Origin of the sequence: Paenibacillus sp. DCT19, from assembly GCF_003268635.1 — a bacterium.
Lineage (GTDB): Bacteria > Bacillota > Bacilli > Paenibacillales > Paenibacillaceae > Paenibacillus.
The window spans coordinates 2,323,152-2,345,263 of record NZ_CP029639.1 but is presented as its reverse complement, the minus strand read 5'-3'; the positions used below and the strand labels follow the sequence as shown (position 1 = coordinate 2,345,263).

The following is a 22,112-nucleotide window of genomic DNA, read 5'->3' as shown; positions in this document are numbered from 1 at the left end:
ACCTAACCCGCTCAAAAAACCACCCTGCACGTCTGTTACGACGTTCAAGGTGGCCTCCATAAGAACTATTTTTATTTACGCTCTACAGCTCTGCGCAACACACGGATATCATACGGTTGCAGTGTGATCTGCGCTGGAACCGCTTCTCCACGAAGCAGATCCGTATAGGACTGATCGTCCAGCTCCACTTGCTTCGTTTCCGATGTATAATTTTGCACAAACACATAATCTGCTGTTCCATCTGTTCGAGTATGAGCAGTGGTTCCTGCTGGAAGCTCTGTCTGCAATCCACGTTCGATGTTCAGATCATTGATCAAGCTACCGTAGAAGTCATCATAAAATGGTGCTTTCAGACGTGCCGCCATATAATATGCCTTACCTGACCCCAGACGATTAACGGTCAATGCAGGACGTCCTGCGTAGAAGTCAGAACGATACGTCGCCAGAGACTCTGCACCCTCCAGATGAATAAGGTCACACAGCTCAATCGCATCATACTCTGTATTCAGCTTAAGCTCATTACCCTTCTCTGGAATGATTCCGTTAAGCTCACGATCATGTAGTCCATCAATTTCTTCTGACCAGATTCCCAGCGTTTTGCGAAGCGGACCTGGGAATCCACCCAAGAAGCACAGATCATTTTCGTTTACAATGCCGGACCAATACGTTGCCACAAAGGTTCCGCCATTCTCAACAAATTTCTCGATGCGCTCTCCAACACCTTCTCTCATCAAATAAAGCATTGGTGCAACAAGCAATTTGTATTTGGAAAGGTCTGCATCCATATCAATTACGTCTACAGCAACTCCCTTTTTCCAAAACGCTTCATAGTGCGCTTCCACTGTCTGCTCGTACTTCACACCGATATTGCGCGGTCCCTGTGAATCGTTAACCGCCCAGCGATTTTCCCAATCGAAGATAATGGCTACTTCTGCTGGAACTGCTGTTCCAACAATCGCCTCCATGCCTTCAAGTGCCGTACCTACGTCAGTTACATCTTGGAATACGCGTGTATGCTCTGTTCCAACATGATCTACCACCGCACCATGTAGCTTCTCACTCGAACCACGGCTCTTTCTCCACTGGAAGTACTGCACGCTGTCAGATCCGTGTGCTACAGCCTGTAATGAGGATAAAAGGTGCATGCCTGGACGTTTCAGCTTGCTCACTTCTTGCCAGTTCGTTGAGCTAGGAGTGCTTTCCATCAGCAAGAAAGGTTGTCCACCCTTAATGGAACGAACGATGTCGTGCATCATTGCGATTCTGGATGCTTGTTTCCCATCATCTTCCGCATCATGCCATGTCGGATAACTATCCCATGAGAGGAAGTCCAGAATATCGGCAAATTTCCAGTAGTTCAGCCCACCATAAAACTCCATCAGGTTCGTGGTGACTGGTAAATCTGGATTTTTAGCTTTTAGAGGTTTAGTTTCATGAACGATAAAGTTAGCCGTCTGGTCCGTTACAAAACGGCGCCAGTCCAGATTCATTGCGTGCACCTGTGTCTCACCATGCGGAGCAGGCGACTCAACTTGACTCCAATCTGTAATCGTGTGACTCCAGAATGTGGTCCACCACGCATGATTAAGCTCATCGAGCGTTGTATATTTGTTCTGAACCCATTCACGGAACGCTGCTTGACAGTAATCACAGTGGCAATCTCCACCGAATTCATTGGAAATATGCCAACCAATCACTGCCGGATGATCCGAATAACGCTCAGCCAATTTGGAATTGATTGCAGTCACCTTTTCACGATATACCGGTGATGTATAACAATGATTGTGACGGAAACCATGCAAATTACGTACACGGTTCTCAGACACACGTAGCACCTCTGGATACTTGGCAGACATCCAAGCTGGTCTCGCTCCGCTTGGCGTTGCTAGAAAAGCATAGATGCCGTTTGCCGCAAAACGATCCAATACTTGATCAAGCCATTCGAACGTGTATACACCCTCTTCTGGTTCAAGGGATACCCAAGAGAAAATACCGATGGACATCACGTTACATTTGGCAAGCTTCATTAAGCGAATATCCTCTTCAAGAACCTCAGGGTAACGAAGCCATTGCTCCGGATTGTAGTCTGCTCCGTGTAGCATATGTGGTGCTTTCGAGCTTACTGGTGGAAATTTGTATGTCATAGGGAAAAACTCCTTTAATGATGTAATCTATTGTTGTGAAATCCTGTTCCAACTGAAGCTATACACTATTTAGTTATTAACGTATCTTGACCGTCCGTTAATGCTGCAAACGATTCCAACTTACGTCCTTTGTAGTCAAACATCGCCAAGTTCGCCCAGTTATTCGCATGTCCAACTGACCATTCGGGTTTACTTGGAATCCATGCCGGCTCCCAATAGTAGAATCCGACACCTAAGCCACCCGGTACTTCACGAATGATCTGTAACATATCTCTAAGATAACGACGTTGACCCTCAACGGTCGCTGGATACTCAGGCAACAGCATATCTTCCTGTCTCATAATCCACTCATGACCTTCAAGCTCTTCTAACGTCCATGGGTAAGCGGTTTCTACAACGACAATTTCTTTACCATAACGTTTCGCCAGATCATGCATATTCTCCTTCAATGCATCAAGTGTGCCATGCCACCAAGGGTAATAAGAGAGACCGATCGTATCAAACTCTACACCAAGCGCTTCAAAGCGATCATAGAACTTGACGCTCTCTGCATTATCTCCGCCACGATCAATGTGGATCATAATATTGATATCCGAATCGATCGATTTCACGGCAGCGATACCATACTTCACAAGCCCTGCAAAGCGTTCCCATTGTTCATCGGTATCATGTTCCTCTCCACCTACACGACCCTCATCCCATAGCATACCAGGCGTGATCTCGTTACCTACCTGCACCATATCCGGCAAGGCATCGTGCTCCTTCAGCGTTCGTAATACCTCTGCCGTATAGTTGCACACCGCACGTTGAAGCTCTTCATAAGACAGTTCTTCCCATGCTTTCGGTTTCCACTGGTTAGCTGGGTCAGCCCAACGATCTGAATAATGGAAATCAAGCAAAAATTGCAGACCATGAGCCTTAATTCGTTTGGCTACAGCCACTGTACGCTCCAGGTTACAGAAACCGCCAACCGGATCATTCCAGATCCGCAATCGAATGGCGTTGGTATCGTTATGTTTTAAAATAGAAAGCAGATCTTGTTCCTTACCATCTACATCACTAAAACTGCCTCCATGCTGTTCGATCTCATCCATAAATGACACATCCATTCCAAGAATGAATGGTCCGTTATATCGGTTATTCACACGATCAACCTCCATTGAACGAAGTAATTACGTTCTGAGCTCAGCCTTTAACTGAGCCCAGTGTCATACCTTTAACGAAGAAGCGTTGCAGGAAAGGATACACAATCAGAATCGGTGCGCTACCAATGAAAATCTGTGCTGCTCTTACCGTTGTCTGAGAGATCGTTTCAAGTTCTTTCGGATTCATAGCCATCGTACTCATATCACGCTTGATAATAACAGTCTGCATGAAAGTCGCCAGCGGATAATCCTTGGCATTGTTCATGTACAACAATCCGTCAAACCAGGAATTCCAGTGAAACACCATACTGAACAAGGCAATGGTTGCAATCGACGGCATAGAGATCGGTAGGAAGATACTGAACAATGTTCTAAAATGATTGGCTCCGTCCATCAAAGCTGCTTCCTCCAGCTCTTTCGGAATTCCACGGAAGAAGTTCAGCATCAGGATGACAAGGAATGTGTTTACTGCACCCGGGAGCACCAGTACCCAGAAGGAATCCATCAATCCAATCTTTTGGATAACCATGTAGAATGGAACGAGTCCACCGTTGAAAATCATACTAAATACAAAAATCCAGGAGTAGATTGTTCTACCTTTGAACTCACTGTTTTCTTTAGACAACGGATAGGCTGCCAAGAATGTAATCAGCAAAGTAATTGCAGTACCAATCACTGTACGGAGCAGTGAGATCCAGAGAGAGTTCAAGAAAATGGGATTATTCATGGTCTTTTTGTAAGCTTCAAGGGAGAAGCCTACTGGCCAGAGACTGACCAGGTTAGCATCTGCAGCAGCTTTATTACTAAAGGAGACTGCCAGTACGTGAATCATCGGGACGATACACATGATGGCAACTAATAGTAGAAAGCAAATATTGATAACGTTAAACACACGATATGATCTCGTTTTATGATACATCGTAGTCCCTTCCTTCTCTGTTCATTCGATTAGAATATGCGGTATCCGGCATACTTCTTGGCTAAGCTGTACGATACGAGGATTAGCACCATACTGATGACGGATTTAAACAATCCAATCGCAGTAGCGAAGCCCATCTCTCCATTTTCCAGTGCCGAGCGATATACGAATGTATCGATGATGTCTCCTGTTTGATACACGAGCGGGTTGTACAAGTTGAAAATCTGGTCGAAACCGGCATTCAATACATTTCCCAGTGCCAGTGTTCCAACAACCATCAGCATCGGTACGAGAGACGGAACGGTGATATGAAGGGTTTGCTTCCAACGATTCGCTCCGTCGATCTCAGCTGCTTCATATAGCGCCGGGTTGATACCAGCAAGTGCAGCCAGGAAGACAATCATGTTATAACCGAATTCCTTCCACACATCCGTTAGAATGATCGTTGGTCGGAACAAGCTGTTATCTCCTAGGAAGAAGTATGGTCCGAGTCCGAAGCTTCCCAATACTCGGTTAACCAATCCTCCAGTTGACAACAAGTCTAGCAAAATCCCACCCAGGATAACCCAAGACAAGAAGTGAGGCAGATATACCAAAGTTTGAATGGTTCGCTGAATGGCCATCTTACGAACTTCATTCAACAGAATTGCAAATACAAACGGCACACATAAGTTAAAGATCAATTTGAGCACAGCGATGATTAATGTATTCCAGATAACCTGCAAGCTGTCCTCACGTTCAAACAAGTATCTAAAGTTGTCCAATCCGACCCAGTCGGAGCCGCTAATTCCAAGCCATGGCTTATAGTTCTGAAATGCCATAACGATCCCGCCCATAGGCACATAACTGAAGATGATCAGAAAGATGATGGCTGGCAGCAGCATTACGTGGAATGGCCAAGTACGTTTCAAAGTTCTCATGATTGCTCCCCCTGTAGTTCTTCCTACTCAAGTACTCCCTGAGTGGCTTATAATGCGATTATATCAAGCTTTTGAGGCACCCAAACAGCGCATAAAAGCAATATAAATGGCACAAAAGCAACTACTTTAGAACCACATCATGCTCCATTTGTCTTGGAACCAATTTCCATGAATGACGTCTACTTATCCTCTCAGAAAAATAAAAAAACGCGCAGACTACAAGTAGCCTGCGCGCCGGTTAAAACCTTATTTTCTCACACCTTCATACCACTCGTTAACCTCTTGAGTGATCTGATCTCCGCCACCGGCTTTCCACGTTTGAACAAACGTATCGAACGAATCTACCGGATTTTTGCCATAGATAATTTCATTGAAGGTTTGATTCTCAATTTTGTTGAGGTAATCCAACTTGGATTTCATTGTCGCTGTCGTAGGGCCAGTAAACATATTCTTGAATGAGATATCTTCCTGTGCAAGCAACACTTTAGCTGCGGCAGGTGTTTCTGTACCATAGTTTGCGGCAACATCTTTTTCAAGCTTCGTTTCTGGCTCTTTGCCATCAGCCAGATTCATCAAGGCTTTCATCTGTGCATCTGGAATACGGGCGCCATCACGCACGAGCAAGTAACGTACTACGTTAACATACCCGCCTTCAATATCTTCATACCGTTTTTGTTTTCCGTTTGCATCTAATTCAAAGTCATAGCCTTCAAAGAGACCATTATCATACTCACTGCCTGGTGCTGGATTAGCATAGTTGTCAAACAGATAGTTTTGATATGTGAAGAATGCTTCTGGATTCTGCATATCTTTCTTAATCAGTGTAACACCGTTAACGAATTGCGTACCGTGACGCATTGCTTTTCCTTCAGGGCCTACCGGGATTTCAATTGGCTTCCACACAGCGCTAGATACGTTCTTCACTGTATCAGCCAAAGGCCAGCCACTCATCCAATAAGGACCAGGGATAATACCTGCTGTACCTGCAACTGCTGGTTCTGCAGTTTTGTTCTCATCCCAAAGTGCTGCTTCTTGAGGAATGTAACCTTTAGTCAACCATTCATTCAATTTAACAAGACCTTGTTTCATGCCTGGGTTAATTGAACCATACTCCAGCTTGCCATCAGCTCCCACATTCCATTGGGTAGGAAGCGTGCCGTATGCACCGAAGATCCAAGATGGATCTCCCATCCATGTGTTCATGGATGTTTTGAAACCGATGCTAAGTGGAGTTACTTTATCCGGAGCCAATCCGTCCGGGTTTTTGTTTTTGAAAGCATCCATAACCACTTCTAGCTCGTCAATGGTTTTTGGTGCTTCAAGGTTCAGCTTATCCAACCAATCTTGACGAATCCAGAGCAGGTAATCATTGTTGTAAGCATAGTCGAGCACTGGAATTCCCATTCTCTTGCCGTCACGACTGTACTGATTCCATACGTTTGGATCTTGAGCCATCGCTTCTTTCCAAGTATCTGAAGCATATTTGTCGAACAACGGTCCCGCTTCCTGATACATGCCGGAGTCGATCAAATCTTGAGCAACCAGGTTATCTGGCTGACCGATCGTTACGATATCAGGCATTTCTTGTCCGGAAGACATTGCAAGACGCAGTTTAGTTGCAAATGCACTGTTTGTATCCGTTACAGACCAAAGTGATTTAATGTTAATGCCGAATTTGTCCTTCGCCCACTTGGTCGCTACGTTATTTTCCATGGATTCGCCATTTTTGAATTTCAGTTCAGGGTCAATCCCCCATGCAGTTGTAATGGTTACCTCTGGGTCATACTTTTCTTTGTATTCATTCTGAACACCAGATGTACTTGGTGCTGCACTCTCCTCCGCACTGCCTCCTGAACATCCTGCAAGAACGACAGTCAGACTCAGCGTTGTAGCGAGAAGCGACAAAAATTTCTTTTTCGTTGATTGCGCTCTCATGTTGTTCCCCCTTCAATCGTTTTGGTTACCCTTTCATTATAGGCTGGACAGGCCTTTGTTCCTATGATACGAAATCAAGATTTCTGCACCTTTGCCAACCTATATTCTGGAATGATGTTGTAATTACGACTGATCTCGATACTCATTTGGGGTCATCCCGTAATGTTTTTTAAACATTTTGCTGAAATATTGAGGATTTTGGTACCCAAGCTCACTTGTAATCTCATATATCTTTTTATTCGTATTTTTCAATAGATACAGTGCACGCTCCATGCGCATGCGAATCATATAGTCCCCTAGACCCTCTCCTGTTTCTGCTTTATAGATTTTGGAAAGGTATACCGGATGCAAATACACTTTGTCCGCAATCATCTTCACAGATAACTCTTGTCCCGTTTCACGGGTTACTAGCTCCTGGACTTGTTTAATAACATGTCTTCGGCTCTGTGTTCCTTCTTGGTCAGACAGCTCTTCCTGAAGCTTGGTTAACATCTCTGTTGCCCAGCGGCGCAGTTTCTCAGGGGATTGAATCAACTGATGTGCCAATAGCAGGTCAAAGCCGGCATGATCAATCTCGTGTACCAGATGTCCCTGTTTGTGTGCGATATACATGAATGCATTCGTTACGGATAAATACACCTCATAGACATGTTCTCGTGACAAACGTACACGCTCCGCCTCATCAAATACAGCATCAAGCTTCCTTGCGGCTGCCTCCCACTGTTTCGTTTCAAGCAATTGAGGCAGAACTGGTGGTTTGTATAACTCGTCCAATACCTGCGAATCATTGTCAGAGCGCTTGGTTGAATTCGAATCCAAATACTGAATCATATTCTCTTCGGGGCCTGTAAGCACAAGTGAGCCTAAGCCCCGGCGATAAGCCGTCGTTAGTTCTTCAAAAGGGAACGGCTGCGTTACGACCATCGAGATATCTCCCTGCAAATATCGAATGACATGCTCCCGGAAGGTAGCGGTAGGTTCCTTAATCTCGTCCAGATTCATCGTTTCAGTTCCGTTTAAGTTCTGATTCTGTATCAACATCACTAGACATTCATGCGGCCCACGACCAAACCAAACATTAAACTGTGTTCCAAACACCTCTTCGGCGATATTTCCCACTGCAAAATCCATCAGGTCTATGGATTGTTGATCCATACTTGAGAATCGACCCGCAAGGCGAATCAACATCATAACGGCTGGTTGTTCCGGTTCCAATTGAATTTCATACTGCTGCATCTGTTCACCCAGTGCCCGAGCTGTAACCTCACGGCCTAACAATAGGTCATGCATCAAATTTTCGCGCAAAATTTTGTAATCAGACTTGCGGCTATATAACAAACGGTGATATTTATCGAACTCATCCCATTCATCACGAAGTGACGTAATCGCTGCGGATACAGATGCCATAAATTCATCATCGTTGACTGGTTTGAGGATATAATCGGCAGCCTGCAACTGAATCGCCTTTTTTGCATATTCAAAATCGCTATGTCCTGTTAACAAAATACAACGGATATGTGACCACCGGTTACTGACTTCTGCAACAAGATCCAGTCCCGACATGCCTGGCATACGAATATCTGTCACCACAAGGTCTACTGCATTTTCTTCCATAATCTCTAACGCTTCCTTGGCAGAAGCAGCACGAAATACAGTCGTAACTCCAAGCTCACCCCAAGGGATCGTCAGTTCCAGACTTTCTGTGACATACGTCTCATCATCCACCAATAAAATATCAATCAATTTGCACACTCCTCATCTTCAACGCTACATTTTCTAGCTCTCTCATTGCACATTCTACATGGTCATATATCATCTGTAAGATCGTGCTCTTAAACCATCGGTGACTGTAACGCTGCAATCTTCTCTTCATCTACAGGCCATATTAACTTCACTCGCAGTCCACCAAGCGAAGATTCCTCAATATAAATACCTGCCTTCTCGCCATATCTCAGCTGCAATCGCTGATTCACATTCCACAGACCACAGCCCATTTCCTGATCCATCGTTCCACTGAGTTTTAGCTGCAGAGCTCCTCGCCCTTCTGCACTCATCCCTTGTCCATCATCCTCAACTTGAAGAATCATCATCCCATCACGATATTCTCCCGTGACCTTGATCTCTCCCGCTTCAGCGTCTGCTTCAATCCCATGTATCACCGCGTTCTCTACTAATGGCTGAACAATCAGTGGCGGGACTTCCTGTAGCAATATATCTTCGGATAGATCAATCGTGTAGTGAATGCGATCCATACGCATCTTCTGAATTTCCAAGTAACAATTCACGAATTCGATCTCCTCCGTTAGTGGCACAACATCCCGCTCCTGTCTCGTTGTATAACGATAATATCTGGACAGATTATGCGACATTGCCACAACGGCATCTACCCGTTTGAGCTTAGCCATGCTCGTAATAAACGAGAAGCAATTATAGAAGAAATGTGGATTAATTTGTGACTGTAGCTGCTTCAGCCTAGCCTCACGCACATGAATTTGCTCTAAATACACGTGTTCGAACAACTGCTGAATCTGGTCTACCATCGAATTGAACCTTTCAGACAAAAAGCTAAATTCGTTACGACCTTTAGGCTGAATCCGAACGGAATAATCCTCCTGTTTCAAGCGCTGGAATCCACGAATGAGCTGTTTGACCGGTACTTGTACCTGAACATATAACATATACGCTGCCAGAAAACTCATTAAGAAAAGGCAGAGCATGGATGAATAAAACAAAAGATTCGATTGATGGATTGGCTTCAAAATTGCGGATAGCGGCATATAATCAACCAAATACCAGCCAGTTGTGCTCGATTTCACCGTGTTGACCATATAAGGCTCCCCGTCAATAACAACGGTTCGATTGTCTACATCCTTAAGCTGTTGAATGGACAGCTCATTGATGAGTTGACCCGTTAGCGTTCGATCTGAGGTACGATTATAGATCACCCCTGCATCTTCACGATAATAAAAGGGGTCATGCCTTCCGTCATCCTTAAACTTATCTAACATGTCGCGGATATTGCTGCTATCGAACTCCAGTTTAATGATCGTTTCCGCATTCTTTGCCGGGTCACTAATCCCATAGGGGGATACTGTAATCCAGCTGAACATGAAGCGATCGTCCTCTCCTGCTACGCCGGCAATTCGGCGTACATCCCAGCCAGAGGAGATTGTATCCCGTAATGACAACTTGTCATACGAGCGGGCATCCCGTTCAGATACAACCCTACCCAAGGATGGTGAGTACAGATACAATTTGGTTTCCCAGTTGGAAGAGCTCTCCTGAATGCTTAACTTGTTCTGAATTCGTTTCACAAGATTGATCGTATCCAGATCAAAATACTTGCTATCTGCAAAAATCCGTCGAAAGCTCGCAATATCGGGGTCATGAATGAGCAGATTCGGCCATGACGATAACAATTCAATATGTGTGTTCACCTGGTTCTGAAAGAACTCAAGCTGATTGCTGTTCGAGCGATTGAGCTCATCCCGGAGCACGGCTGTTGTTTTGTGATTGGAATACCAATAGAGCAACACGACAGGAATTAACATAATTAAAATCAAAATAACCATCTTGGAAAATAGGTTTGTCCGATATGACATTTTCTCATCTCACCTTGTCTTAAATTGTCGGTGACATCTATTTTAGCTATACACACCATAAACATAAATGATTATTTTCGTATTTCACACGATTCGCACTTACACCATAGACACCGTAGCTACACTACCCCTTCCGTAATAACAAACAGAATAGCTCACTCTCCATCGTAAGCGTTTCCAAGGATAAGGGATAGGTCACAATGTCAATATTTCTGCACTAATTCCAGCTTGTATACCCCAAAAAAAGCCGGCTTTCGCCGACTCTTCTCAATCCATTGTAATGGAAGTTATGTATGTATTCTATGCTGCTAAGGCATCTCATAATCAAATACGATATTCTGTCCCTCAATTCCGATATCGAGCACAATATCATGTAGTTTGCCTTGAAAAGGGAGCGGTGATCCTGCTAAACCGGAAAATGCAAGCTGACCCGCAAATGTACTACGGGGTTCAATCTCAATGCGTACAGGCTTCAGCTCAACAGAGCTTAACGATTCGTAGAGCGGATCGTCTTGATTTCTGTAACTACGTGCAAGATCAGGTTTGACCATGGCAACGATAAGTTGTCCACTGTAATTTTTAATCATTAGATCACATGTCGCTAGCGTATCACCATCATCAACGACATCGTACATACAAGAACTTTGGTTCTGTACATAGGAAACGGCATTCGTTCCCGTTGCACTCCACTTAACGATGTACATGACTTTATCCGTGATGAAGGAATAACTGAGAACAGTGACCAAAACCATTAACCATAGCATACTCGCAAGACGTGGGAACGTTGATCCCAACACTTTACGTGTAATGAAGTAACTGCAGACCAGCATACCCAGACCTATAAAAAGTGTGATGTGAACACCTCTGACATAAGTTGTTGTATAAGGCAACAATCCCACTTTACTCAATATCGTATCGCCTACCGAGAAGCCCAGATGATGGTTGAAGGTAAAAATGATCGAAAATATCAAAAAAATGATTGAGAACGTAAGTTTCGCCCTCGACACATAAACACCTCCTAATCAACCACCTGATTATATCATATTTTTCCTATTTATGATCAACAATCCAGATGAGTGTGTAAAACGACAAAAAGACACCCTCGGCTATGTGCCGAAGATGTCTTTATCTGTAGACTCCGTATCCAATGCGCAGATATAAGACTCTGCTCATGGCTTGGTTCATCTACATGTTATATTATTTTTTGGAAAGGAATGCATCCAGTTGTTCCTGTTTAGCTGCAATGATCTTATCAATGCCTGCGGCTTTCAGTTTCTCCAAGTATTTAGGAATCATCTCATTTGGATCTACCGCTCCAGAGGTCATACCTGGTTTAAACTGTTTGTTCACATTGTTTACCGCAGCAATTTCGTTTTTGACCGATTGGCTGTTAAACGTAAATCCTAGGGCAGGTGACTTCACACCTTTGGCATTAAACTCTTTGAATTTCTCCCACTTCTGCGGATCTTCATTATCCCAGAGGTAGTTCAAGAACTGGTTACCGAGCTGCCATTGTGCACCTGGGTTGTAAGTGCGGCTGTTCGCATCTACACCGTCAGGCAGTGTGATGATGTTGTCTGCTCCATCTTTCTTCACATAATGCTGACCTTCAATACCGAAATTAAGCAAGTTGTTGATTTCTTTATCAGAATGCAGCAGGTTGATGACTTGCATCGCTTTCTCCGGTTGCTCAGAGGAGCGGGAGATCGCAAGCATCGCACCGGAAGCATCGCCAGTTGTAATGGTTGGTTGCGTCATTTCGATCTGTGTGAGCGGGAAGCCTACATAGCCTTCCTCTTCCTTGTCCTTACCTGGCTTCATGCCGTCTGTCCACATAAATGCTTTGCCTGCTTTGGCTTGGTCTTTCGGGAACACATTGGATGTAGCTGCATCACTATTGATATATCCGGCTTGGTACCACTTACGGGCGAGTTCAGCAGCTTCCTTGAATTCTGCCGTCTCCACTTCGTTCAGTACTGTTGTGGAGCCTGCTGTCTTCGAGATAACGCCTGGTACAGATGCATCACCGAGGTAATCCCAATCCAGATTTTCTAACAAACCGTTACCGTTGGTATTAGACATGTAGAACGGTGTGATACCTGGTTCATTTTCCTTAATTGTTTTGAGCAAAGGCTCCAGGTCTGCCCATGTTTTCACCGCCGCTAAGTCCAGCTTGTATTTGTCAGCCAGATCCTGACGCACGAGCACACCACGTGTTGCTGCAAGCTCTTTATTCGTTGGTACACCATAGTTGACCCATCTACCTGAGAACCTTCAAGGAAGGCTGGGTCTAGATTTTTCTTAATGTCCTGACCATGCTCTTCGAGCAGATCATTCAGTGGCAGGAAAGCTCCTTTGGCTACATTGACCGTGTAGTTCTGCCACGCTGCTGTAAAGATAATGTCTGATTTCTCACCAGAGGAGATCATCAGATTCAGCTTATTGTCCCACTGTCCCCAGTCGATCGCATTGATTTTGAGCGTTGCCCCAATTTTCGGTTCCATCTTTTTATTGATCTCAGCTTCTACCAAGGCAACATCCTTCTGTGGTGTTCCTGGATAATACAGCGTCACTTCATAAGGTTTCCCTCCACCTTCTGCTGCACCTCCGCCTTCTGCACCTGGCGTTGTAGTTGTTCCGCCTTTGTCCGTTGAACAGCCTGCAAGCACGAGACTCAGTGCCATGACTGCCGCCGCGAGTCGCGGCCATACCTTTAACGTTTTAACCAAATGAACCCCTCCCGTCATGTGTTTAACCCTACAACCTGACCGTCAATTACCCCAATTCACTTTTGTATATGCCCTTTCAACTATCTTCGTTTCTCCAGCTCTTCCTCCGCTAACCGGCCGGAGTTAGCCCTTCACTGCACCTACGGTAAGCCCTTTGATGAAGTACCGTTGGAAGAACGGATAGGCTAACACAATAGGTCCAATTCCGACTACAGCCATTGCCATCTGCAATGTTTTGTTCGGTAGATTCAGCAATCCACCCTGTGAGGAAATCTGTGAAGACACATTAGAGTTAGAAGTCAAATATTGAATATCGAGCAGCGTTCGGTACATTAAGTACTGAAGGCTGATCGTCCGGTTATCCGATATAAAGATCATACTTAGATACCAGTCATTCCAGTAGTTAAGCGTACTAAAGAGTGCAACCGTTGCCATAACTGGAAGTGAGAGTGGAAGTACAATGCGTGTAAACGTTCTCAGTTCACCCGCTCCATCAATTCGAGCCGATTCCAATATGGAGACCGGGATCGAATTCGCGAAGAATGTCCGCATGACCAGTACGAAGAACGGTGATAGAAGCAGCGGCAAAATAAGTGCCAGAATCGAATTTTTCAAATCAAGCACATTCACATATACGAGATACCAGGGTACCAATCCACCATTGAACAACATAGTGAAGAAGATGAAGAATGCAAACCATCCTCGGTATGGCAAATCTCTACGTGAGAGCGGATAAGCATATAATGCAGTCAGAGCCACACTCGTAATCGTCCCCACCACAGTTACAATAATGGAAATGCCGTAGGAGTGAATGATCTGATCCATATCCTTAAACAAAAACTCATAAGCCGTCAGACTGAACTTCTCAGGAATTAACTTATAGCCGTTAGCGATTACTGTTGTTTCGTCCGAGAAAGAGATGGCGAAGACAAGCAGGATCGGCACGATACAGGCTATGGCGTAAAAGAGAAACATGCCGTGAATAATCGAAGCGGAACGCCGCGAAACGGCCAATGGATCACGTGTTTTCACAGTTGACTTGCCCCCTCTCAAAATAATGCATTATCTTTGTCTATTCGTCTCACGATGGTATTGGATACCAAGACAAGCACGAAGCCGACGACTGCCTGATAGAGACCTGCAGCAGAGGACATTCCTATATCGCCGCCGATCAAGAATGTACGGTACACATAAGTATCAAGTACGTTCGTTACAGGGAACAGCGCACCTGATTCCAATGGAACTTGATAGAACAAACTGAAGTCCGCATAGAATATACGGCCAATCTGTAACAGAGTCATAATGACAATCAACGGAATGAGAAACGGAACCGTAATGAAGCGAATTTGATGCCATTTGGTCGCTCCATCCAAGACGGCCGCTTCATAATACTCCTCATCGATGCCTACGACAGCTGCGAGATATATGACGGCATAATATCCTATATTTTTCCACGTATTCACCAGCGGTAATATATAAGGCCAATACTTCGGCTCAGAGTACCAGTCAATTGGCTGTCCACCAAAGATCTGCAATATGGTAGAGTTCATGAACCCCGAATCCTTACCCAGGAACGCAAGTACCAGGTAACTGACTACAATCATGGATAAGAAATAAGGCAGCAGCATAAGTGATTGGTATAATTTCGACATGGCCTTGTTCTTAACTTCATTTAGCAATATCGCTAGGCCTACGCCGACAAATAGATTTAGTGCGATAAACACGGTATTGTACGCAAGTGTATTTCGGGTGATCTCCCACGCGTCACTCGTGGAGAACAAATACTTGAAGTTATCCCAGCCGCTCCATGGACTTCCTAGAATACCGTCGGCATAGTTTACATTTTTGAAAGCAATGAGTACGCCGAACATGGGCATGTAGTTGTTCACCAGCAGAAACAGAATTCCTGGCAGAAACATGAGATAAAGCACTTTAAACTTTCCAAGATTGTACAAGACCGATTTACGTTTGCGAACTGACCCCGCTCCTACATCTGATATCCGTGCGCGATTACCCGTCTCGGGTTGTGTCTTCATAGCCTCTTCTCCCTCACTCCTCTTGAATTCTTCCTCAGGATGTGGCACCGTTTGTGTCTCCTGTGGTTCAAGTATACGGCTGAGAGAACTGATCCAATATCTACTGTGGTGACCTGTTCAATAATCAAATTATGACTTTCTGGTATTTCGGCTGAATCCCATATTCGATGCTGAGATGCCACTCGCGCATCCTTCGTAATCAAAAGTGGACTTTTTGAACAACCTCTTACAATTGAAGTTCAAAAAGTTCGCTTTTCAGTGCCAAGAAGATGGGATGAAGCTAGAAATGGAGTAGCGGAGCGTAGGCAAACCTACGTGAGCAACGGACATTTCGGCTGAATCCCATATTCGATGCTGAGATGCCACTCGCGCATCCTTCGTAATCAAAAGTGGACTTTTTGAACAACCTCATACAATTGAAGTTCAAAAAGTTCGCTTTTCAGTGCCAAGAAGATGGGATAAAGCTAGAAATGGAGTAGCGGAGCGTAGGCAAACCTACGTGAGCAACGGACATTTCGGCTGAACCCCATATTCGATGCTGAGATGCCACTCGCGCATCCTTCGTAATCAAAAGTGGACTTTTTGAACAACCTCTGAAAATACAAAAGACGCAGCATGCTGCGTCATAGCTGTACGGTACGCGATTGTTTGCGAAATTCCTGGGGTGTAATGCCGGTGCACTTCTTAAACATTTTCGTAAAATGAGAGTAATTATAGTATCCGACCTTGCCCGCAATATCCGTGACCTTCACGGTAGACTGGGATAATAACGTTTTCGCTTTTGCTACTCTGCGCTGTAAAATAAACTCTGATAGAGACATGCCCTTCTCTTTCCGGAACAGACGAGACAGATACGCGGGGTTAAATCCGGCAAAGGAAGCTAGCTCTTCTCGCATCAGCTCTTCACCAATATGATTCTCAATGTAGATGCACAACTGATCTACGATCGTCATTGGACTATGGTCGTCTGGATACAACACAGGCACCACACGACTAATCAGATCCAATGTCCACTGCTTCAATTGTGGTAAAGAACGTGTTACAAAACTCTCTTCCGGCTCACGTTCCCCTGGATAAAGACTACGTACAGATACATTTTTCTGATGAAGCAGAGGATACACCACATGCAGCATCGCATGATAGTACAGTCGCAGAATCTCTGGTGACAACCTCTCCTGCCCAGCCAACAACTCAAAAATCTCATCAACACGTTCACGTAAATCTCCTACTTTGCCTGTCTCAAACAGGATGGATAATTCAGAGAACCACGGAATCGGTAAAAAACGATCTTCGGTATCTCGGCCTTGCTCATCGTATACAAATACACCTGCGAGTTCCTTAATATTGCGTCGCTCCATGTCCATCAGCTCATTCAGCATCCCCTGCAACTCGGTAACCGCAACAGGAACACCCACATAACAGGATAATCGGCAATAGAAGTACGTACCGCATTCTCGAATATAGATCTGGCAATCCTGTTCCATCTCACTCGCGGAAGCTACGATGCCATCTTGTTCATACGCAAGCACGATATTTAGACCGCCATGATCTTGAAATACTTCACCTGGTCTGTCTCCTAACAACATCTCCTTAGCTGCGTTTCGCAGCGCATATTCCAATACCTCTTCATCCCGAAGGTCAAATTCACGAACCCATTCCTCTACCGAAATGACGATGGGTACAATACGTGCATTGGGATCAATCTCGGCTCCATACACTTCGGCTAATTCCTGCAAGCGCTGTTTGGTCAATGTCATTCGTTGAGATATCGCATCTTTCCAGAACCGCTCTGTCAACAGTGGCTTATGAGTCTGCCAGCGTTTGTAGACGGTCTCGTAAAGTTTATTCGTATGTGTGCGCTGTTCACCTGCTTTGATTTTATCTACAGCCTGACTCACAATTTTGAGCAATTGATCCGCAGGGGCAGGCTTAAGCACATAATCAAAGCTGTTCAGTTTAATTGCCGTCTGTGCATATGCAAACAAAGCATGACCTGTAAGAAAAATAGTCAACATGCCTGGATCATGCTTAAGAACCCAGCTCTGTAGATCAAGACCTGTTTCGCCAGGCATTTCAATATCACAGATCATAATATCGATAGCATGTCGCTTCAATATCGCTCGCGCCTCTTCAGCATCTCCTGCACTAAATACCTGATCAATGCCCGCCGATTGCCAGTCCACCCCTTCAACCATAGCCTGTAGGGCATATACCTCATCATCCACGATCAACAGATTCCGCATTAGGCTCCCCCTTCTTCCTCTTCCGTCTGTGCGGGTATGTGAATTACCACTGTGGCTCCACCATCAGCTTGGTTGCTGAAGGCAAGCCCGGCTACGTCTCCATATTTCACCATCAATCGGTGTGCTACATTCCATATTCCGATGTGCTGTCCCCCTGGGTCTTCTGCATATTGCCCTTGCTGCAGACGATCCAGCAGCTCCTGGTTGAAGCCCACACCATTGTCCTCTATCGTTATAAATAACATTGGAAGCTGTTCTGTCTCATCCTCGTTCGCAGTGGAACCAGATACGAATGCTGTTCTCTCCCCTTTAATGCGAATGACAAAAGGCTCTGTACGCCGCTGAAATCCATGAATAATTGCATTTTCAACGAAGGGTTGCAGCGTTAATGGTGGCAGTACATAGTGCCCCAGACCCGTGTCGACTTCCAGCGAAAAACTAAACTTATTTGGAAAACGAAGTTTCTGAATCTCCAAATAATGGCGAATATGCTCCAGTTCTTCATCAAGTCGAATGACACGTTTGCCAGCTCGCAGGCTGAAACGGAAATAGTCGGCGAGATGGCCTGCCATCTGTTGCACCAGTTCATGCTTCTGCAGCGAAGCCAGGCTATGAATGATATTCAGGGAGTTCAGATAAAAATGAGGGTTAATCTGCATCTGTAGTTGCTTGAATTCCGCTTCCCTCGTTCTTAGCTGCTCCTCATAAACATCGATTTTAAGATGCTGAATCTGACTTGTCATCTGATTGAAGCTTCGAGTAACAAACTCCAGCTCCGAAGAGGCGGGTGGCTCCAATCTGACATCAAGCTCACCTCTACTCACCCGTCTCATACCACGAATAAGCATATTCATTGGCCGGAACAGCAATTGACGGACAAAGACAAGAGCCGTAATAAGAATCACCGCTGCACCAATAGGCAGCAAACGAATGATCCGTTGGAAGAAAGGCAAATTTCGCATCATGTCTTCTTCTGGCAGAAGCACAACATAGTTCATTTTGGACATCGCTGAAGGCAAGCCAAGCATCAAATATTGACGTGCCTTACCCTTGGATACTTCTTCCGAGATAACCTGGTAAGGGTTCTTCAGTCCGGGAAGATGGGCAGCCGCAAGCTTAATCTGATCTGCACTTAAGGATGAATTGGACAATGCGACACCATCTATGTCTACAATAACCGCCCCACTACGATCTCCCGATTCCGTGGATTGCTCTGGATAATTCAGTGCATTCATGTCCACAAGAGCACCGGCGTAGAATTGCTGGTTGATGCGCACCGTCTTTACGAGTGCATTTCTTGATTCACCGCGGACAATCCCCCATTCAGGCTGCTGGATATCCCCTTCGAATTGCTGCATCTGCACAGGCATGCTCTTCTGCACGAGTGACATTTTGATATCGTAATCACCGGATGTGGCGAGCAACAGATCATCATTTATCGCGTCGTACAAAAAGAAGGAATCAATCAGATTGTAGAAGCCTATATCTGTCATGAATTTATTCATGATCCGTTGCTTGGCAATAATATAATCCCCGCTACCGTATTTTAGAAAAAACAAGGAGATGATATCTGGGTCACGCTCACCCAGGCTATATAGATAACGATTCGTTTCCTGAAGCACACGTTCATTTTGTTCAACGCTCTTCACTAAATGATTCATATTCGTTAGTGATACTTGATCACGTACAACATTCATGGCGTACACATTGTTATAGTACATGAGCAGAAACAGGGGCAGCATGATGAGTGTCAGACCCACTATAAATTTGAATCGCAATGAACGGATGAAGTTCATGGATGACCGTCCTTTTTTGATCAGCATTAAAATACTTTTGGTAAAACCCTCAATTGTAAACGTTATCAACAATACATGTTCTTTCTTATCCTTGTACAAGATAAGTTGTCTATTTTCCATTTTTCTTCCTTATGATGGCATGTTCATTGTAATCATGCTCGCTTTCCATTGTCTATGCACTCTTGTTACCTCTAACTACCACTCTGGTGACATTCAGTAGTATGAACGATACACATTGTATAGTTAATTAAGTTCTCTATCTGTAAAAAAAATCCTCCTACACCATGCATTTCTCCATGAACGCCTGATGCTGACATGCATACGATATATCACGCCTTGGGCTCTCACGATGGAAGGAGACTTGTAATGTGAATATTCAACTTGTTCCGCTGCATTATGTATATCTGGCGTTTATCGTACTTATCATCGCTGTAATGATTCGGCGAAGAGATACAACCATTATTTGTGTTGCTGGTATTATGACCATTGGTCTGCTGGCTACCGAATCATTAACCGGTTCTGTCTCAGGCATATTTAACAGTTTTATCTATGCGGTGAAAGAGCTAATCAGTACCATATTTATCATCTCGATCATTGTAGCTATGAGCCGGGTGCTTATTCGAACAGGTATTAATGAAGTAATGGTAGTCCCACTGACACGGTTTATCCGGTCACCGCAGGTCGCTTTCTGGGGCATCGGCCTCATTATGATGGTGGTCTCCTTCTTTTTCTGGCCATCGCCTGCAGTTGCTCTAGTCGGAGCTGTTTTGCTACCTGTTGCGGTTCGTGTAGGTCTTCCGCCCATCGGAGCGGCCATCGCCATGAATCTGTTTGGACACGGGATTGCTTTATCAGGAGATTTCATCATCCAAGGTGCGCCCAAACTCACGGCCGATGCTGCCGGACTTCCCGTAAGCTCAGTCATAACAGCAAGTATTCCGCTTGTCATCGTGATGGGTGCCGTATCCACCATTACGGCATTTTGGATGCTTCGCAAAGAGATGCAAGCGAATCACGCCGATCCCCTTCGTAACTCAGGCACAGGAGAAAGGCATGTAACCCCTACTGCACTCACTACTGTACCGGAAGCAGCTTCTCCCTCCATTGAACAACAGCCTATGCCTCCAATTTGGAAAAGAACATTCGCCACTTTAATCCCGTTGTTATTTGCAGTTGATGTCATTCTTATGTTTGTGTTAAATCTTCAAGGTGGAGATGCTACAGCTCTGATTGGTGGAACAGCTGTGCTGATTCTGATCGCAGTAACCCTTGTAGCCCACCGTCACACAGGCCCTGAAGAAACGACCAGTTACCTTATCGAGGGATTCCAGTTTGGATTTAAAGTATTTGGGCCCGTCATCCCGATCGCGGCGTTCTTTTATCTTGGGGATGCTGCCATCACGGAGCTATTTAACAATCCCTTGCCTGACGGATCTCACGGTATAGTAAATGATCTTGGCGTTGCCCTAGCGGGATTAGTACCTCTGAATGATTCAATTGGTGCGATTACTCTCACACTGACCGGTGCGGTCACAGGTATGGATGGTTCGGGGTTCTCGGGGATCTCTCTCGTTGGTTCAATTGCAACGATGTTTGCCGATACAGCTTCATCTGCAGCTACGCTTACCGCTCTAGGGCAGGTTGCCGCGATTTGGGTCGGCGGTGGAACTTTGATTCCATGGGCCTTAATTCCAGCCGCCGCCATCTGCGGGGTAAGTCCGTTTGAACTTGCTCGTCGAAACCTGAAGCCTGTATTACTGGGCTTAACCGTTACGACCATAGTAGCCATTTTTTTATTATAATCGTTCATTAATCGTTGAAGAAAACGGAAAGAATGACGGCTGCTTACACGCCCAATCTCTGAGCTCTATACGACTCCACGTTGCCAGATGCAGCAGCTCCACATAGGGATCACCCTGTAACTCAAGCACTTGAGCAAAGGCTGGCTCGGTCTTGAGACCTGATCGTTTTAATCTTCGAATTTCACGATGTCCCTCAGCCCCCATAGTTGTAACAGTTCCCACTCTACCTTCATATGAAGGTATGCGTTCTGTTGTTGAATCGGGACAGCTTGAGCAAAAATCTCTATAGGCCAATGATCAATCTGAAAGTTACATGTCACATAAGATGCTCCATCACCGCTTCGAGCACCATGGCTACAATGAAAATGCGGCATATTACCCAAATCTCGGTGAATAAGAGTTGCAAAAGCATCTAGATCATTTGCTTCACAAAGGATATCTAGATCACTGCCTGATATGTCAATATCAATAGGTACCGTTCCCGCAGGATAAGGGTGGAATGCTGCCAAGGTCAGTAGAACTCTACTTTCTTGGAGCACCCGGTAGGCATCACGCTGTCGTTCATTTCCTGCTACGAGATGTGCCATTACTTCTGCTGTGCTCCTCATCTAATAACTCACGTATCTCATCATTGCGTTGCTCCACTGATAATCTGCTTTACCCGTCCTACCTGTCCATTGGTGAGACGAACCTTAATTCCATGAGGGTGTGTGGGTGACTTGGTCAGCAAATCTTTCACAATTCCCCGTGTCAGCTTGCCTGTAGACTGATCCTGCTTGAGCACGATATCTACTTCTAAGCCTGCTCTAATGTTCATCCGTTGTTGTCCGTTCATCGGTTT

General features: G+C 45.0%; 16 protein-coding genes and 1 pseudogene. 1 reads left to right on the top strand and 16 read right to left on the bottom strand.

Annotation, left to right across the window (positions count from 1 at the left end):
• Nucleotides 1-71 precede the first annotated feature (71 nt).
• The 14 genes from DMB88_RS10550 to DMB88_RS10490 form a co-directional block, all read right to left on the bottom strand.
• Nucleotides 72-2,144, bottom strand: coding sequence for a beta-galactosidase (locus DMB88_RS10550; RefSeq protein WP_128101313.1), 2,073 nt, complete (start codon nt 2,142-2,144; stop codon nt 72-74).
• 65 nt (nt 2,145-2,209) lie between these two features.
• Entirely contained in the window at nt 2,210-3,289 is a 1,080-nt protein-coding gene (locus DMB88_RS10545) for a glycoside hydrolase family 53 protein (RefSeq protein ID WP_251383008.1), read from the bottom strand.
• Between the two features lie 40 nt (nt 3,290-3,329).
• Nucleotides 3,330-4,208 (bottom strand): carbohydrate ABC transporter permease, encoded by an 879-nt coding sequence (locus DMB88_RS10540; protein ID WP_128101311.1) that lies wholly within the window; start codon nt 4,206-4,208, stop codon nt 3,330-3,332.
• 29 nt (nt 4,209-4,237) lie between these two features.
• The gene (locus DMB88_RS10535) at nt 4,238-5,128 is read right to left on the bottom strand and encodes an ABC transporter permease (protein WP_128101310.1); all 891 of its coding nucleotides are present in this window, start codon (nt 5,126-5,128) and stop codon (nt 4,238-4,240) included.
• A 246-nt stretch (nt 5,129-5,374) separates the two neighbouring features.
• Nucleotides 5,375-7,063, bottom strand: coding sequence for a type 2 periplasmic-binding domain-containing protein (locus tag DMB88_RS10530; RefSeq protein WP_128101309.1), 1,689 nt, complete (start codon nt 7,061-7,063; stop codon nt 5,375-5,377).
• Nucleotides 7,064-7,186: 123 nt separating this feature from the next.
• Nucleotides 7,187-8,806 carry a response regulator gene (locus DMB88_RS10525; protein ID WP_128101308.1) on the bottom strand — a complete coding sequence of 540 codons (1,620 nt, stop codon included), beginning with the start codon at nt 8,804-8,806 and terminating at the stop codon, nt 7,187-7,189.
• Nucleotides 8,807-8,895: 89 nt separating this feature from the next.
• On the bottom strand, nt 8,896-10,665 hold the full coding sequence (locus DMB88_RS10520) for a sensor histidine kinase (RefSeq protein ID WP_128101307.1): 1,770 nt from the start codon (nt 10,663-10,665) through the stop codon (nt 8,896-8,898).
• Between the two features lie 308 nt (nt 10,666-10,973).
• Nucleotides 10,974-11,672: a hypothetical protein gene (locus tag DMB88_RS10515; RefSeq protein ID WP_128101306.1), complete on the bottom strand. Its 699-nt coding sequence runs from the start codon at nt 11,670-11,672 to the stop codon at nt 10,974-10,976.
• Between the two features lie 190 nt (nt 11,673-11,862).
• Nucleotides 11,863-12,867: an ABC transporter substrate-binding protein gene (locus DMB88_RS10510; RefSeq protein ID WP_254438524.1), complete on the bottom strand. Its 1,005-nt coding sequence runs from the start codon at nt 12,865-12,867 to the stop codon at nt 11,863-11,865.
• Nucleotides 12,828-13,394: a type 2 periplasmic-binding domain-containing protein gene (locus DMB88_RS31005; RefSeq protein WP_254438523.1), complete on the bottom strand. Its 567-nt coding sequence runs from the start codon at nt 13,392-13,394 to the stop codon at nt 12,828-12,830. The genes DMB88_RS10510 and DMB88_RS31005 overlap by 40 nt, the downstream gene beginning before the upstream one ends.
• 123 nt (nt 13,395-13,517) lie before the next feature.
• Nucleotides 13,518-14,426, bottom strand: a complete 909-nt coding sequence (locus DMB88_RS10505; RefSeq protein WP_056700379.1) for a carbohydrate ABC transporter permease — start codon at nt 14,424-14,426, stop codon at nt 13,518-13,520.
• A gap of 17 nt (nt 14,427-14,443) precedes the next feature.
• Nucleotides 14,444-15,430, bottom strand: a complete 987-nt coding sequence (locus DMB88_RS10500) for an ABC transporter permease (RefSeq protein ID WP_174715338.1) — start codon at nt 15,428-15,430, stop codon at nt 14,444-14,446.
• Between the two features lie 623 nt (nt 15,431-16,053).
• A complete protein-coding gene (locus DMB88_RS10495; protein WP_128101305.1) occupies nt 16,054-17,673 on the bottom strand; it encodes a response regulator transcription factor in 1,620 nt (539 codons plus the stop codon).
• The gene (locus DMB88_RS10490; RefSeq protein WP_128101304.1) at nt 17,673-19,589 is read right to left on the bottom strand and encodes a sensor histidine kinase; all 1,917 of its coding nucleotides are present in this window, start codon (nt 19,587-19,589) and stop codon (nt 17,673-17,675) included. The genes DMB88_RS10495 and DMB88_RS10490 overlap by 1 nt, the downstream gene beginning before the upstream one ends.
• A 248-nt stretch (nt 19,590-19,837) precedes the next feature.
• Between DMB88_RS10490 and DMB88_RS10485 the strand changes: the two genes are divergently transcribed.
• Nucleotides 19,838-21,271, top strand: a complete 1,434-nt coding sequence (locus DMB88_RS10485; protein WP_128101303.1) for a hypothetical protein — start codon at nt 19,838-19,840, stop codon at nt 21,269-21,271.
• Here the strand turns inward: DMB88_RS10485 and DMB88_RS10475 are convergent.
• Both DMB88_RS10475 and DMB88_RS10470 read right to left on the bottom strand, forming a co-directional pair.
• Nucleotides 21,266-21,858: pseudogene (locus tag DMB88_RS10475) on the bottom strand (DUF4269 domain-containing protein). The gene DMB88_RS10485 and the pseudogene DMB88_RS10475 overlap by 6 nt on opposite strands.
• A 41-nt stretch (nt 21,859-21,899) precedes the next feature.
• Nucleotides 21,900-22,106: a YwbE family protein gene (locus tag DMB88_RS10470; RefSeq protein WP_128101300.1), complete on the bottom strand. Its 207-nt coding sequence runs from the start codon at nt 22,104-22,106 to the stop codon at nt 21,900-21,902.
• Between the last annotated feature and the right edge of the window lie 6 nt (nt 22,107-22,112).

What these genes read in the sequence shown, in the direction of transcription:
- DMB88_RS10550 (WP_128101313.1), bottom strand. Translation starts at nt 2,144, where the DNA reads ATGACATACAAATTTCCACCAGTAAGCTCGAAAGCACCACATATGCTA.
- DMB88_RS10540 (WP_128101311.1), bottom strand. Translation starts at nt 4,208, where the DNA reads ATGTATCATAAAACGAGATCATATCGTGTGTTTAACGTTATCAATATT.
- DMB88_RS10535 (WP_128101310.1), bottom strand. Translation starts at nt 5,128, where the DNA reads ATGAGAACTTTGAAACGTACTTGGCCATTCCACGTAATGCTGCTGCCA.
- DMB88_RS10530 (WP_128101309.1), bottom strand. Translation starts at nt 7,063, where the DNA reads ATGAGAGCGCAATCAACGAAAAAGAAATTTTTGTCGCTTCTCGCTACA.
- DMB88_RS10520 (WP_128101307.1), bottom strand. Translation starts at nt 10,665, where the DNA reads ATGTCATATCGGACAAACCTATTTTCCAAGATGGTTATTTTGATTTTA.
- DMB88_RS10500 (WP_174715338.1), bottom strand. Translation starts at nt 15,430, where the DNA reads ATGAAGACACAACCCGAGACGGGTAATCGCGCACGGATATCAGATGTA.
- DMB88_RS10495 (WP_128101305.1), bottom strand. Translation starts at nt 17,673, where the DNA reads ATGCGGAATCTGTTGATCGTGGATGATGAGGTATATGCCCTACAGGCT.
- DMB88_RS10490 (WP_128101304.1), bottom strand. Translation starts at nt 19,589, where the DNA reads ATGGAAAATAGACAACTTATCTTGTACAAGGATAAGAAAGAACATGTA.
- DMB88_RS10470 (WP_128101300.1), bottom strand. Translation starts at nt 22,106, where the DNA reads ATGAACGGACAACAACGGATGAACATTAGAGCAGGCTTAGAAGTAGAT.